The organism is Entomohabitans teleogrylli, from assembly GCF_001484765.1.
Taxonomy (GTDB): domain Bacteria; phylum Pseudomonadota; class Gammaproteobacteria; order Enterobacterales; family Enterobacteriaceae; genus Entomohabitans; species Entomohabitans teleogrylli.
This window is the reverse complement of sequence record NZ_LLXO01000013.1, coordinates 179203-193381: the sequence shown is the minus strand read 5'-3', so window position 1 is coordinate 193381 and position 14179 is coordinate 179203. Positions and strand designations below refer to the sequence as shown.

Genomic DNA, 14179 nt, shown 5'->3' with positions numbered 1-14179 from the left:
GAATAGAAGATGAAAAATATGGTTATCGTCAGCGCGGTGCGTACCGCTATCGGCAGCTTCAACGGCGCACTCGCCGGCACCAGCGCCGTAGATCTCGGCGCCGCGGTGATTAACGCTGCGCTGGAACGCGCCGCTCTCGACCCGACCCGGGTTGATGAGGTCATCATGGGGAATGTGTTACAGGCGGGGCTCGGCCAGAACCCGGCGCGTCAGGCGTCACTGAAAAGCGGCCTCGCGGCAACAGTGTGCGGTTACACGGTGAACAAAGTCTGCGGCTCCGGGCTGAAAAGCGTGGCGCTGGCGGCGCAGGCGATTGCCGCCGGCCAGGCCACGGCGATTGTAGCCGGCGGCATGGAAAACATGAGCCAGGCCCCCCATCTGCTCGACTCCCGGGCGCGCTGGGGATACCGGCTGGGCGACGGCCAGCTCGCCGACACTATCCTGCGCGATGGGCTAATGTGCGCGACGCATGGCTACCATATGGGGATTACCGCGGAAAACGTCGCCCGGGAATATGGCATTACCCGGGAACAGCAGGACCACGCGGCGCTGCAGTCCCAGCAAAAAGCCGCCGCCGCGCAACAGTCAGGCGCCTTTGACGCTGAGATCGTCCCTGTCACCGTTAAATCACGGAAAAGCGAGCGTATCTTTGCCAGCGACGAGTTTCCGAAAGCCGATACCACGCTGGAAGGTCTCAGCGCCCTGCGCCCGGCGTTCGATAAAGCCGGCACGGTAACCGCGGGCAACGCCTCCGGTATCAACGACGGCGCCGCCGCGCTGGTGGTGATGGAAGAGCAGGCCGCCCGTGCCGCCGGACTGACGCCGCTGGCGCGTATCCGCGGCTATGCCAGCGGCGGCGTGGCGCCGGAGCTGATGGGTATGGGGCCAGTCCCCGCCACCCGTAAAGCGCTGGCGCAAACCGGCCTGCAGTTAAGCGATATCGATCTGATTGAAGCCAATGAAGCCTTTGCTGCCCAGTTTCTCGCGGTGGGGAAAACGCTGGAGTTCGATATGTCGCGGGTCAACGTCAACGGCGGCGCGATCGCGCTGGGCCACCCGATCGGCGCCAGCGGCGCGCGGATTCTGGTTACCCTGCTGCATGCCCTGCGCGCCCGGGATAAAACCCTCGGTCTGGCGACGCTGTGCATCGGCGGCGGACAGGGTATCGCTATGATCGTCGAACGCCTCAGCTGATCGCCGGCATCACTTTTAAGGGGCTATCAAAAGAAAACCCCACCTTTCGGTGGGGTTTGTCTATGCAACCAGCAATGATCAACGATTACTCGTCAGCGTCATCCGCCGCATCATCGTCGTTATCGGTTTCCGGCGCGATTTCGTCTTCCCCTTCCGCTTCACTACCGTCAATAGCGTCCAGTTCTTCTTCATCCACCGGCTCCGCCACGCGCTGCAGACCGACCACGTTTTCCTCTTCAGCGGTGCGGATCAGAATCACGCCCTGGGTATTACGACCCACCACGCTGATTTCCGATACCCGGGTACGCACCAGCGTCCCCGCATCAGTGATCATCATGATCTGATCGCTGTCATCCACCTGCACCGCGCCGACCACATTACCGTTGCGCTCGGTGACTTTAATGGAGATAACCCCCTGAGTGGCGCGCGACTTGGTCGGGTATTCCGCCGCCGCGGTGCGCTTACCGTAACCGTTCTGGGTGACGGTCAGAATCGCCCCTTCGCCGCGCGGAATGATCAGCGATACCACACTGTCCCCTTCCGCCAGACGGATACCGCGCACCCCGGTCGCGGTACGGCCCATGGCGCGCACGGCGTCCTCTTTAAAGCGCACCACTTTACCGTGGGCGGAGAACAGCATCACCTCATCGCTGCCGGAGGTTAGATCAACGCCAATCAGCTCATCGCCCTCATTCAGGTTGACAGCGATAATACCGGCGGAGCGCGGACGGCTGAACTCGGTCAGGGCGGTTTTCTTCACGGTACCGCTGGCGGTGGCCATAAAGACGTTCACACCCGCTTCGTACTCGCGTACCGGCAGAATGGCGGTGATACGCTCATCGGCCTCCAGCGGCAGCAGGTTGACGATCGGCCGACCGCGGGCGCCGCGGCTGGCTTCCGGCAATTGGTAAACCTTCATCCAGTACAGACGACCACGGCTGGAGAAGCAGAGGATCGTGTCATGAGTGTTGGCCACCAGCAGGCGGTCGATAAAGTCTTCTTCTTTAATACGCGCAGCGGATTTACCCTTACCGCCGCGGCGCTGCGCCTCGTAATCAGACAGCGGCTGATACTTCACGTAGCCCTGGTGAGACAGGGTGACGACCACATCTTCCTGGCTGATCAGATCTTCGATATTAATATCGGCGCTGTTGGCGGTGATTTCGGTGCGACGCTCGTCGCCGAACTGATCGCGGATCAGCAACAGCTCTTCGCGAATCACTTCCATCAGGCGCTCAGCGCTGGCCAGAATATGCAGCAGCTCGGCTATCTGTTCCAGCAGCTCTTTATATTCGTCGAGCAGTTTTTCATGCTCCAGACCGGTCAGCTTCTGCAGACGCAGGTCAAGGATCGCCTGAGCCTGTTGCTCTGTCAGATAGTATTTGCCTTCGCGAATACCAAACTCCGGCTCCAGCCACTCCGGACGCGCGGCGTCGTCGCCAGCTCGTTCCAGCATTGCCGCCACGTTGCCCAGATCCCACGCCTGCGCCACCAACCCGGCCTTCGCTTCCGCAGGCGTCGGGGCGCGGCGAATCAACTCAATAATCGGGTCGATGTTAGCCAGCGCCACCGCCAGACCTTCAAGGATATGGGCGCGATCGCGGGCTTTACGCAATTCGAAAATGGTACGGCGCGTCACCACTTCACGGCGGTGGCGAACAAACGCTTCCAGAATCTCCTTCAGGGTCATGATCTTCGGCTGACCATGGTGCAACGCCACCATGTTGATACCAAAGGAGACCTGCAACTGGGTCTGGGAATAAAGATTGTTCAGCACGACTTCGCCAACGGCATCGCGCTTGATTTCGATAACAATGCGCATTCCGTCTTTGTCGGACTCATCGCGCAGGGCGCTGATCCCTTCGACGCGCTTGTCTTTCACCAGCTCGGCTATCTTCTCGATCAGACGCGCTTTGTTCACCTGATAAGGAATTTCGTGAACGATGATGGTTTCACGCCCGGTTTTGGCGTCGGCTTCCACTTCCGCTCTGGCGCGAATATAAATCTTGCCGCGCCCGGTGCGATAGGCCTCTTCAATCCCGCGCCGGCCATTGATGATCGCTGCAGTCGGGAAGTCCGGCCCCGGAATGTATTCCATCAGCCCTTCGACGCCGATGTCTTCGTTATCGATATAGGCCAGACAGCCGTTGATCACTTCCGTCAGGTTATGGGGAGGAATGTTGGTCGCCATCCCTACCGCGATGCCGGATGAACCGTTTACCAGCAGGTTAGGGATTTTGGTCGGCATGACGTCGGGGATTCTTTCCGTACCGTCATAGTTGTCCACAAAGTCAACGGTCTCTTTTTCCAGATCGGCCATCAACTCATGGGAGATCTTCTGCAGACGAATCTCCGTATAACGCATCGCTGCTGCGGAGTCGCCGTCGATGGAGCCGAAGTTCCCCTGGCCGTCGACCAGCATGTAGCGCAGGGAGAACGGCTGCGCCATACGCACGATGGTGTCATAGACCGCGGAATCACCATGAGGGTGGTATTTACCGATAACGTCACCGACGACGCGGGCGGATTTTTTGTAGGCTTTATTCCAGTCATTGCCCAATACGTTCATGGCGTAAAGTACGCGACGGTGTACCGGCTTGAGGCCATCACGAACATCCGGCAATGCGCGGCCAACAATAACCGACATCGCGTAGTCCAGATAAGAGCTCTTCAGCTCCTCCTCAATATTGACCGGTGTAATTTCTCTGGCAAGGTCGCTCATCTAACCGCTATCCCTCTACTGTATCCCGGATTCAAAGGTCGCAAATTATAACACAACCGTATAAAGACAGCTAAACCCGATAGCGTCTGGCGGCGGCTTTATTCATTCCGGCGTCCTGATATACTCGCAGTTCTGTGAAATAAGGAGTTACTGCATCCATGAATGCCGAAAACGCGCCCTGCGGACAGAACGTTGACCACACCGAAATCGCCAAGTTTGAAGCCGTCGCCTCGCGCTGGTGGGACCTGGAAGGCGAATTTAAACCGCTGCATCGTATTAATCCCCTGCGCCTTGGCTATATTGCCGGGCGCTGCGGCGGGCTGTTCGGCAAAAAAGTCCTCGACGTTGGCTGCGGCGGCGGCATTCTGGCCGAGAGCATGGCCCGGGAAGGGGCGACCGTCACCGGTCTGGATATGGGATTCGAACCGCTACAGGTGGCGCGGCTACATGCTCTGGAAAGCGGTATTCAGGTGGAATATATCCAGCGCACCGTAGAAGAGCAGGCTGAAAAACACCCCGGCGAATACGATGTCGTGACCTGCATGGAGATGCTGGAGCACGTACCGGATCCGCGCTCGGTGGTACAGGCCTGCGCCCGGCTGGTCAAACCCGGCGGGCAGGTATTCTTTTCTACCATTAACCGCAACCCGAAGGCCTGGCTGATGGCGGTGGTCGGCGCGGAGTATCTGCTGAACATGGTGCCAAAAGGCACGCACGATATTAAAAAATTTATCAAGCCTGCGGAACTGCTGAGCTGGGTGGATGAAACCCCGCTGCGCGAGCGCCACATGACCGGCCTGCATTACAACCCGCTGATGAACCGTTTTCACCTCGGCCCGGGGGTTGATGTTAACTATATCTTGCATACTGAGAACGCCATTCAGCGTTGATTCAGATTTTTATTAAGAATAATTGCGTAACATCATGTTGCGCAATTTCCCTGTTCGATGAAGAAATCAGCATCCGATCAAAATTTGGTTTTTTTCTTACTGGCCTTGACAGCCCAGCAAAGCCTTACAACTTGAGGACTTAGCGTTTTTCACCCTCTGGTAACCTCAAATTAACGTCAAAATCAACCCTTGTTCTCAAAAGAATCCCTACTAGAATACTCACCATATAGCGTTAAACTTATCATTCAACCCCTATATATAGTATTTATCCACAATGTTAGTCACAGGTCGGACATTGTGGATAAATGGGGGATATATTCATTTCACGGACAGGTACAACCCATGAATCAGAGTCTGATGGTGACAAAGCGTGACGGCAGCACCGAGCGCATCAATCTGGATAAAATCCACCGCGTGCTGGACTGGGCCGCAGAAGGGCTAAGCAATGTTTCCGTTTCCCAGGTGGAGTTGCGCTCCCATATTCAGTTCTATGACGGCATTAAAACGTCTGATATTCATGAAACTATCATTAAAGCCGCTGCCGACCTGATCTCCCGTGACGCGCCGGACTATCAGTACCTGGCCGCGCGACTGGCGATTTTCCATCTGCGTAAAAAAGCCTATGGCGAATTCGAGCCGCCGAAGCTGTTCAGCCACGTGGTAAAAATGGTCGAGCTGGGCAAATATGATAGACATCTGCTGGAAGACTACACGGAAGAAGAGTTCCAGCAGATGGACGGTTTTATCGACCACTGGCGCGATATGAATTTCTCCTACGCGGCGGTTAAACAGCTGGAAGGCAAATACCTGGTACAGAACCGGGTGACCGGCGAAATCTACGAGAGCGCCCAGTTCCTGTACATTCTGGTTGCGGCATGCCTGTTCTCCGGTTACCCGCGCGCCACCCGTCTGGACTATGTGAAGCGTTTCTACGACGCGGTCTCAACCTTTAAAATCTCACTGCCGACGCCAATTATGTCCGGCGTGCGTACCCCGACCCGTCAGTTCAGTTCCTGCGTGCTGATCGAGTGCGGCGACAGTCTGGACTCTATCAACGCCACCTCCAGCGCTATCGTGAAGTACGTTTCCCAACGCGCCGGTATCGGTATCAACGCCGGTCGTATCCGCGCGCTGGGCAGCCCGATCCGCGGCGGCGAAGCGTTCCATACCGGCTGTATTCCGTTCTACAAACATTTCCAGACCGCGGTGAAGTCCTGCTCTCAGGGCGGCGTGCGCGGCGGCGCGGCCACTCTGTTCTATCCGATGTGGCACCTGGAAGTGGAAAGCCTGCTGGTACTGAAAAACAACCGCGGCGTGGAAGGCAACCGCGTGCGTCATATGGACTACGGCGTGCAGTTGAACAAAATGATGTATACCCGCCTGCTAAAAGGGGAAGACATCACGTTGTTCAGCCCGTCCGACGTGCCGGGGCTGTACGACGCTTTCTTTGTCGATCAGAACGAATTCGAACGCCTGTATACCCAATATGAGCAGGACGAAAGCATTCGCAAGAAGCGTGTCAAAGCCGCCGACCTGTTCTCTCTGATGATGCAGGAGCGCGCCTCCACCGGCCGCATCTATATTCAGAACGTCGACCACTGTAACACCCACAGTCCGTTCGACCCGGCCGTTGCGCCAGTGCGCCAGTCCAACCTGTGTCTGGAAATCGCACTGCCGACTAAACCGCTGGAAGACGTGAATGACGAAAGCGGGGAAATCGCCCTGTGCACCCTGTCTGCCTTTAACCTCGGCGCCATCAACGGTCTGGACGAGTTGGAAGATCTGGCGGTGCTGGCGGTACGTGCCCTCGACGCCCTGCTTGATTACCAGGACTACCCGATCCCGGCGGCAAAACGCGGCGCAATGGGGCGCCGTACTCTGGGTATCGGCGTAATTAACTTCGCTTACTGGCTGGCGAAAAACGGCAAGCGTTACTCCGACGGCAGCGCCAATAATCTGACCCACAAAACCTTCGAAGCCATTCAGTATTACCTGCTGAAAGCCTCGAACGAACTGGCTCAGGAACAGGGCGCCTGCCCGTGGTTCAACGAAACCACCTACGCGCAGGGCATTCTGCCGATTGATACCTATAAAAAGGATCTGGACGCCATCGCTAACGAGCCGCTGCACTATGACTGGGAGCAGTTGCGCGCATCGATCAAAACCCACGGCCTGCGTAACTCAACCCTTTCCGCCCTGATGCCATCGGAGACCTCCTCGCAGATTTCCAACGCCACCAACGGTATTGAACCGCCGCGCGGCTATGTCAGCATCAAAGCCTCGAAAGACGGTATCCTGCGTCAGGTGGTGCCGGATTATGAGCACCTGAAAGATAGCTATGAACTGCTGTGGGATATGCCCGGCAACGACGGTTATCTGCAACTGGTGGGCATTATGCAGAAGTTTATCGATCAGTCGATTTCCGCCAACACCAACTACGACCCGGCGCGTTTCCCGTCAGGCAAGGTGCCGATGCAGCAATTGCTGAAGGATTTGCTCACTGCCTATAAATTTGGCGTGAAAACCCTTTACTATCAGAACACCCGCGACGGCGCGGAAGATGCCCAGGACGATCTGGTGCCTTCTATTCAGGATGACGGCTGCGAAAGCGGCGCCTGCAAAATCTGACCGCCAGGGCGGGGAAACCCGCCCTGCTCCGGCACCACTGATAATGCTTTGTAGACAGGATTAAATTCATGGCATACACCACCTTTTCACAGACGAAAAACGACCAGTTGCAGGAACCGATGTTCTTCGGCCAGCCGGTTAACGTGGCCCGCTACGACCAGCAAAAATACGACATCTTTGAAAAGCTGATCGAAAAACAGCTCTCCTTCTTCTGGCGGCCGGAAGAGGTTGACGTTTCCCGGGATCGTATTGATTACCAGGCGCTGCCGGAGCACGAAAAACATATTTTTATCAGCAACCTGAAATATCAGACCCTGCTTGATTCCATTCAGGGCCGTAGCCCCAACGTAGCGCTACTGCCGCTGATCTCCATTCCGGAGCTGGAAACCTGGGTAGAAACCTGGGCGTTCTCGGAAACGATCCACTCCCGCTCCTATACCCATATCATCCGCAATATCGTCAACGATCCGTCGATCGTCTTTGACGATATTGTCACCAATGAAGAGATCCTCAAGCGGGCGAAAGATATCTCCAACTATTATGACTCGCTGATCGAAGATACCAGCTACTGGCACCTGCTGGGGGAAGGCACCCATACGGTTAACGGCAAAACGGTCACCGTCAGTCTGCGCGAACTGAAGAAAAAGCTCTACCTGTGCCTGATGAGCGTTAATGCGCTGGAAGCGATCCGTTTCTACGTCAGCTTTGCCTGCTCATTCGCCTTTGCGGAGCGCGAGCTGATGGAAGGCAACGCCAAAATCATCAAGCTGATCGCCCGTGACGAAGCGCTGCATCTGACCGGCACCCAGCATATGCTCAACCTGATGCGCTCCGGCGCCGACGATCCGGAAATGGCGGATATTGCCCGGGAGTGCCAGCAGGAGTGTTATGACCTGTTTGTGCTGGCGGCCCAGCAGGAAAAAGAGTGGGCTGACTACCTGTTCCGCGACGGTTCCATGATCGGCCTGAACAAAGATATCCTGTGCCAGTATGTGGAATACATCACCAATATCCGCATGCAGGCCGTCGGTCTCGATCTGCCTTTCCAGACCCGTTCGAATCCGATTCCGTGGATTAACGCCTGGCTGGTATCCGACAACGTCCAGGTCGCGCCGCAAGAGGTGGAAGTCAGCTCTTATCTGGTCGGCCAGATCGATTCTGAAATCGATACCGACGATTTGAGCAATTTCCAGCTGTAAGCCATGTGCAACCGAATTACGCTGCGTATCAGCGGCGCTCAGCTTATCTGCCAGGAGGAGCACCCTTCCCTTCTGGCGGCGCTGGAGTCGCAAAATATTCAGGTGGAATATCAGTGCCGCGCCGGGTACTGCGGCTCCTGCCGGACCCGGCTGGTTAACGGCAATGTCAGGTGGCTCAGCGAGCCGCTGGCCTTTATTCAGCCCGGAGAAATTCTGCCCTGTTGCTGTCAGGCACAGGGTGATATCGAAATTGAAATGTAATAATGCCGCCGCCGCGCGGTATTTTTATTTCATTGAATTGCATTCGTTTTGAGCGTGTCTCGCATTTTTTTAATGTCGTTATTTTTTATATTGTATTATTTTCCTGTGATGGGTACTGTTTGTTTATCAACCCGCAGCAATATTTAACCAGGAGAAAAATGAGATGCGCTATTCTGATGAGTATGAAGGCCTGTAATTAATAAACCCTGTAATAATCCCGTGCAATAAAATATCTATTTCTTAACCCGGAAGCCTGGGTATATATTCCCCAGGCTTTCCCGGAATAACAGATATATGGACGTATCTGATGCCTGCAAACACCCTCATCTGGCTGACGGCTGGCAGCCAGATGCTCAGCACGCTGGCGGTCCTGCTCAGCGCCATACTGGCCTTCTTCACCATCATTTACAATGTCGGAATGGCCAGAAAATCGCAAACGGCGACGTTCTTATTTGAGAGCCGCTTTGATAAACGCTATCTGGATGGGCTTCAGGCACTACGACGTATTCACTATTCGGGAAGGTCTTTTCGAAGCTATATATTTTCGACACATAACATGACAGAAGAAGAGAATGATGATATTCAGAATATTATTTATTGTCTGAATTTTTATGAGCGTCTGGCCGTCAGTATTCGCCACGGCATCTATCATGAAATAATGATAAAAGACGTCTTCTATAGCTCCGTGGTTAATAATTTCGCTATTGCCGAACCCTTGATTAAAGCCATTCGTGAAAAAGAACAGCGTAATTCTTATTATCAGGAATATGAATTTTTGGCCATCGCCTGGAGCGGCACGCCGCTGGCGGTAAAGTCCGGTGGATAACGACACTGTTGATCCACCGGATAAACCATTATGCCCGCCGCTTAATAACTGCCGCGGGTATTACCACTGGCCTCTGTTCCCTTAAACAGCGCCAGTCTGGCGTCGAGGGCTTCGGTATAGAGCATAGTATCCACCCCAACCGCCACAAAATTCGCCCCCCACTCCAGGCTCCGCCGGGCCATCTGTGGATCAACCGCCAGGAAACCGGCGGCTTTTCCCGCTGCGCGGATACGGCGGATACTCTGTTCAATAATCCGCTGCACCTCCGGGTGGCCGGCGTTATCCGGATAACCCAGCGACGCGGAAAGATCGGCGGGGCCAATGAAGACGCCATCAATACCCTCCACTTCGAGGATCTGATCCAGATTTTCCAGCGCCGTTTTACTCTCAACCTGAATCAGCAGACAGAGTTCCTCATTGGCGCGCGCCATATAATCCGCGACTCTCCCCCAGCGCGCGGCGCGGGCCACGCTGGCGCCGACGCCGCGCACGCCCTGCGGCGGGTAGCGGGTAGCGGCCACCACCTCCCGGGCCTGCTGCGCCGTATCCACCATCGGCACCAACAGCGTTCTGGCGCCAATATCCAGCACCTGTTTGATCAGGCTGCGGCTACCCTCAACCGGTCGCACGACCGGCTGGCTGCGGTAAGGGGCGATAGCCTGAAGCTGGTGGTACAGATCCTGAATCGTATTCGGCGCATGTTCGCCGTCGATCAACAGCCAGTCATAGCCCGATGTGGCGGCGATCTCCGCCATATAGGATGTGGTGGAGCTTAGCCACAGGCCAAACTGTGTCTCTCCCCGGCGTAATCCGGCTTTAAAAGGATTAGATAAAATCGCGTCCATAGTGATCCTTACTACATTAGTTGTCATGAATGGTGCGCTTCGCTCACCGCAGGCGCCTGGCGGGAAACATTCAGCGTGAAGATAATCAGCGAGCCGAAAATCGCCACCGCCGCCAGGGTCAGCAGGCCCGCCGCATCGCTGGCGAACAGGGTCTCCGCCTTGACGCGCAGGATGGGCGCCAGGAAACCGCCCACCGCGCCGAACAGGTTGACGAAGCCGATACCTGCCGCCAGCGCCGTCCCGGAGAGTAACTGCGTCGGCATGGTCCAGAACACCGGTTGTACGGCGATAAAGCCCACAGCCGCCACGCACAGCGCCAGAATCGCCAGGAACGGAGACACCAGCCCTGACACGCCAATCCCGATCCCCGCCGCCAGCAGCGTCAGCGCCGCCACATTACGCCGCTCGCCAGTGCGGTCGGAATAGCGTGGAATCAGCCAGGTGCCGAACAGCGCCGCAACCCAGGGGATCGCCGTCACTACCGACGCGGTAAAGCCGACTTTAGTGCCCATCAGCGCCGCCACCTGAGTTGGCAGGAAGAAGATCAGACCGTATACCGCCACCTGGATGGTCAGATAGATAATCGCCAGTTGCCAGACCCGCCCATTACGTAGCGCATCCGTCAGGCGCGAAGTGGTTTTCTTCTCTTCTTCGCTGGCCAGTTGGGCGATAAGCACCTGTTTTTCCTCTGCGTTCAGAAAGCGCGCCTGCTGCGGCGTATCATCAAGCCAGAAGAAAGTGAAGAAACCGGCCGCCACCGCCATCAGTCCTTCAATGATAAACATCCAGTACCAGCCGGCATGCCCCATAAAACCGTGCATCTCCAGCAGCGCGCCGGAAAGCGGCGAACCCAGCGTCAGCGCCAGCGGCGCCCCCATATAGAACAACCCCATGATGCTGGCGCGATTGCGCTGCGGGAACCACTGAGAGGTCAGATAGATCATCCCCGGAAAGAACCCGGCCTCCGCCGCCCCCAGCAGAGTGCGCACAATCAGGAATTTCGCCTCGGTATCGGCATAGGCCATCGCCGCCGACAGCGCCCCCCACAGCAGCGTGGTGCCGCCAATCCAGCGCCGGGCGCCCCACTTTCTCATCAGCAGGTTGGCCGGCACGCCCAGAAAGGCATACACCACGAAAAATATCCCGGCGCCCAACGCATAGGCTTCATTGCTCAGGCCGGTATCAATCTGGTAAGTCTCCTTAGCGAAACCGATATTGGAACGATCGAGAAACGCCAGAACATACAGAGCGAGCATGAAGGGTATCAGGCGCGCACGGTTCTTCTTCACCACGCTATCCAGTAATGTGGTATTCATAGCAAAATCCTCAGCAGGATGAGTGGCGCCGCGAGCGCGCAGGCTGCGGCGCAGGTCCCGGAATTAGTGGCTGTAGGGCCGTTTCAGATTGCAGTCGCGGTTCAGCTCGACGCCAAAACCCGGCTTATCCAGCACCGATTTGTGGATACGGCCATTCACCGGTACCGGCTCGTCCAGCAGGATCGGATCAAACTGCGGACGCAGCGTAGAACAGTCCGGGCTGGTCATCAGGAATTCACTGAATGGCGTATTGGTAAAGGTAATCACCGCGTGGTGGGAGTATACGGAAGAGCCGTGAGGCACTACCAGTTGACCGCGCGCTTTGGCAATGGCGGCGATTTCCACCAGGGTGGTTAAACCGCCGCACCAGCCGACATCCGGCTGCATAATATCAATGCCGGTTTCCGACAGCGTGCGGAACGACTGTAGCGTACCATGATGTTCGCCGCTGGTGACCATCATCCCCGGCGGAGCGTTGCGCTTCAGTTCCCGGTAACCTTCGTACTGCTGCGGCGGCAGACACTCTTCAATCCACTTCAGGTTATACGGCGCGCAGGCGTGAGCCAGCTTCGTGGCATAGTTCACATCCTGACTCATCCAGCAGTCGAGCATCAGCCAGAAATCCGCGCCGCATTTTTCACGGTATTCCGCCACCATTGCCGCGTCCTTGCGAATGCCGGCATCGCCGTCATGGGGGCCCCAGTGGGTCGGCATCTTACCGCCGATGAACCCCATCTCTTTGGCCAGATCCGGACGCGCCCCGGTGGCATAAAACTGAATTTCATCACGCACCGCGCCACCGAGCAGTTTATACACCGGCAGGCCTACCACTTTGCCAAACAGATCCCACAGCGCCAGATCCACACAGGAGATAGTGTTCATCACCAGGCCGCCGGAACCGGAGTAGTACATGGTGGCGCCGAGCATCTGGTCGTGAATTAATTTGATATCGCTGACGCATTTGCCTTCGATAAAGCGATTCAGGTGTTTTTCAACGATAAAACACCCCATCTCTCCCGCCGTCGAGACCGCGAATCCGGTCTGGCCGTTGTCCGCTTCCACTTCGACAATCAGTGTCCCCAGCACATTAATGCCGAACGACTGACGCGACTGCTCATACTGCGGGTATTTACTCATCGGGGTGGCGATATGGTCATCAATCCAGTGATGGGCCCCCTGGTCGTGGTAATCGCCGCCGCCGGCGCCCTTCTCTGCTGTGGCTCCGCCGGTAAACCATGCGCGTACCTGTTTAATTTTGGGTAGGGTCATTACTGTTCTCCTGGTTATGAGGCTTGCAGTTCAAGCGGGCTTTTCCAGCCCAGTAAGCGGGAAATATCCCTGGCGCAGGCAATCGCTTTCCCGGCCAGGTAGTCGCGATTGTCTTCATTAATCTGTAACCGGGTGCCAACCACCGAAATCGCGGCGCTCAGGGCGCTGTCGGCGTTAAATATCGGCGCCGCCACACAGCGCACATCGCTATAGTCTTCGCCATTGTCGAAACTCCAGCCCTGGGCGCGAATACGCGCCAGCTCAGCGAGCAGATCGTCCGGGTCGGTGATGGTGGTCGGGGTGGCCGCTTCAAACTTCAGGTGATCGACAATGGCGTTGCGCGTCGCTTCCGGCTGCCACGCCAGCAGGCATTTACCAATCCCGGAGCGGTACAGGGACAGGCTTTTACCTTCGTGGGAACGCACGCTGATGGTGGAAGAGGACTCAATTTTCAGAATGTAATAGGCGTTTTCCCGGTCGATGATCCCGAGATGACACAGCAGCCCGGTCTCTTCCATCAGGCGGGTCAGACGCGGGCGCGCCGTATCGCGCAGGTCAAGTTTGCTCAGCGCGTGCCCCGCCAGCTCAACCAGTTTGGTCCACAGGCAGTAATTATCCTGGCTGTCCACGCTGATAAAGCGCTGGCGCTTTAGTTCCGCCAGCAACAAATAAGCGGTGCTCTTGGGGATCTCCAGCATTTCGATAATGGTTGCCGCGCTACACGGGCCAATGCGGGCGATCAGATTGAGGATTTCAATCGCGCGGGTGAGCGCAGGTACTTTGCTTGATTCCAACATACTGGACTCCGGTCTTTAATACTGGAATCAGTGTTACCGTTCCCCGCGCCGGGAATTGTGAAGCGTGTCAAAAACCCTTCGCCGTCCACACGGCTGGAGTGATTGCAGTTGGAAAATATGATACAGCGCACAGATTTTTTTATTTACAGTACAGCGGGTTGGACAACAGCGTCCGGAGCGGGGCGAATTTGCCCGCCAGGTGAAAGGGGGAACAGATCAACATGCGGTTTTT

At 56.4% G+C, this 14179-nt stretch carries 11 protein-coding genes; 6 read left to right on the top strand and 5 right to left on the bottom strand.

Translation table 11 applies throughout. The features are described from left to right. The first annotated feature begins 9 nt into the window (after window positions 1-9). Window positions 10-1194 (top strand): acetyl-CoA C-acetyltransferase, encoded by a 1185-nt coding sequence (locus AQ981_RS16345; RefSeq protein WP_058912809.1) that lies wholly within the window; start codon window positions 10-12, stop codon window positions 1192-1194. 85 nt (window positions 1195-1279) lie between these two features. Here AQ981_RS16345 and gyrA read toward each other — a convergent pair whose 3' ends face one another. Continuing rightward, window positions 1280-3916 carry a DNA topoisomerase (ATP-hydrolyzing) subunit A gene (gyrA, locus tag AQ981_RS16340; RefSeq protein WP_058912808.1) on the bottom strand — a complete coding sequence of 879 codons (2637 nt, stop codon included), beginning with the start codon at window positions 3914-3916 and terminating at the stop codon, window positions 1280-1282. A gap of 158 nt (window positions 3917-4074) precedes the next feature. On the opposite strand from gyrA, the gene ubiG reads away from it, so the two are divergent. The 5 genes from ubiG (at window position 4075) to AQ981_RS16310 (ending at window position 9720) form a co-directional block, all read left to right on the top strand. Continuing rightward, complete coding sequence (gene ubiG / locus AQ981_RS16335; protein WP_058912807.1) at window positions 4075-4806, top strand: bifunctional 2-polyprenyl-6-hydroxyphenol methylase/3-demethylubiquinol 3-O-methyltransferase UbiG; 732 nt, start codon at window positions 4075-4077, stop codon at window positions 4804-4806. 342 nt (window positions 4807-5148) lie between these two features. After that, window positions 5149-7434: a class 1a ribonucleoside-diphosphate reductase subunit alpha gene (nrdA, locus tag AQ981_RS16330; protein ID WP_058912806.1), complete on the top strand. Its 2286-nt coding sequence runs from the start codon at window positions 5149-5151 to the stop codon at window positions 7432-7434. 68 nt (window positions 7435-7502) lie between these two features. Further along, window positions 7503-8633, top strand: a complete 1131-nt coding sequence (gene nrdB, locus AQ981_RS16325; protein ID WP_058912805.1) for a class Ia ribonucleoside-diphosphate reductase subunit beta — start codon at window positions 7503-7505, stop codon at window positions 8631-8633. Window positions 8634-8636: 3 nt separating this feature from the next. Then, the gene (gene yfaE, locus AQ981_RS16320; protein ID WP_058912804.1) at window positions 8637-8894 is read left to right on the top strand and encodes a class I ribonucleotide reductase maintenance protein YfaE; all 258 of its coding nucleotides are present in this window, start codon (window positions 8637-8639) and stop codon (window positions 8892-8894) included. 307 nt (window positions 8895-9201) lie between these two features. Then, the gene (locus AQ981_RS16310) at window positions 9202-9720 is read left to right on the top strand and encodes a DUF4760 domain-containing protein (protein ID WP_058912802.1); all 519 of its coding nucleotides are present in this window, start codon (window positions 9202-9204) and stop codon (window positions 9718-9720) included. A gap of 41 nt (window positions 9721-9761) precedes the next feature. On the opposite strand, the gene yfaU is transcribed toward AQ981_RS16310, so the two are convergent. The 4 genes from yfaU to AQ981_RS16290 all read right to left on the bottom strand — a co-directional run bounded on the left by yfaU (window position 9762) and on the right by AQ981_RS16290 (window position 13947). Next, on the bottom strand, window positions 9762-10565 hold the full coding sequence (yfaU, locus tag AQ981_RS16305; protein WP_058912801.1) for a 2-keto-3-deoxy-L-rhamnonate aldolase: 804 nt from the start codon (window positions 10563-10565) through the stop codon (window positions 9762-9764). 23 nt (window positions 10566-10588) lie between these two features. Next, window positions 10589-11881: an MFS transporter gene (locus AQ981_RS16300; protein ID WP_058912800.1), complete on the bottom strand. Its 1293-nt coding sequence runs from the start codon at window positions 11879-11881 to the stop codon at window positions 10589-10591. A gap of 63 nt (window positions 11882-11944) precedes the next feature. After that, complete coding sequence (gene rhmD / locus AQ981_RS16295) at window positions 11945-13150, bottom strand: L-rhamnonate dehydratase (RefSeq protein ID WP_058912799.1); 1206 nt, start codon at window positions 13148-13150, stop codon at window positions 11945-11947. Window positions 13151-13164: 14 nt separating this feature from the next. After that, on the bottom strand, window positions 13165-13947 hold the full coding sequence (locus AQ981_RS16290; protein WP_058912798.1) for an IclR family transcriptional regulator: 783 nt from the start codon (window positions 13945-13947) through the stop codon (window positions 13165-13167). Window positions 13948-14179: the final 232 nt, after the last annotated feature.

What these genes read in the sequence shown, in the direction of transcription:
- AQ981_RS16345 (WP_058912809.1), top strand. Translation starts at nt 10, where the DNA reads ATGAAAAATATGGTTATCGTCAGCGCGGTGCGTACCGCTATCGGCAGC.
- gyrA (WP_058912808.1), bottom strand. Translation starts at nt 3,916, where the DNA reads ATGAGCGACCTTGCCAGAGAAATTACACCGGTCAATATTGAGGAGGAG.
- ubiG (WP_058912807.1), top strand. Translation starts at nt 4,075, where the DNA reads ATGAATGCCGAAAACGCGCCCTGCGGACAGAACGTTGACCACACCGAA.
- nrdA (WP_058912806.1), top strand. Translation starts at nt 5,149, where the DNA reads ATGAATCAGAGTCTGATGGTGACAAAGCGTGACGGCAGCACCGAGCGC.
- nrdB (WP_058912805.1), top strand. Translation starts at nt 7,503, where the DNA reads ATGGCATACACCACCTTTTCACAGACGAAAAACGACCAGTTGCAGGAA.
- yfaE (WP_058912804.1), top strand. Translation starts at nt 8,637, where the DNA reads ATGTGCAACCGAATTACGCTGCGTATCAGCGGCGCTCAGCTTATCTGC.
- AQ981_RS16310 (WP_058912802.1), top strand. Translation starts at nt 9,202, where the DNA reads ATGCCTGCAAACACCCTCATCTGGCTGACGGCTGGCAGCCAGATGCTC.
- yfaU (WP_058912801.1), bottom strand. Translation starts at nt 10,565, where the DNA reads ATGGACGCGATTTTATCTAATCCTTTTAAAGCCGGATTACGCCGGGGA.
- AQ981_RS16300 (WP_058912800.1), bottom strand. Translation starts at nt 11,881, where the DNA reads ATGAATACCACATTACTGGATAGCGTGGTGAAGAAGAACCGTGCGCGC.
- rhmD (WP_058912799.1), bottom strand. Translation starts at nt 13,150, where the DNA reads ATGACCCTACCCAAAATTAAACAGGTACGCGCATGGTTTACCGGCGGA.
- AQ981_RS16290 (WP_058912798.1), bottom strand. Translation starts at nt 13,947, where the DNA reads ATGTTGGAATCAAGCAAAGTACCTGCGCTCACCCGCGCGATTGAAATC.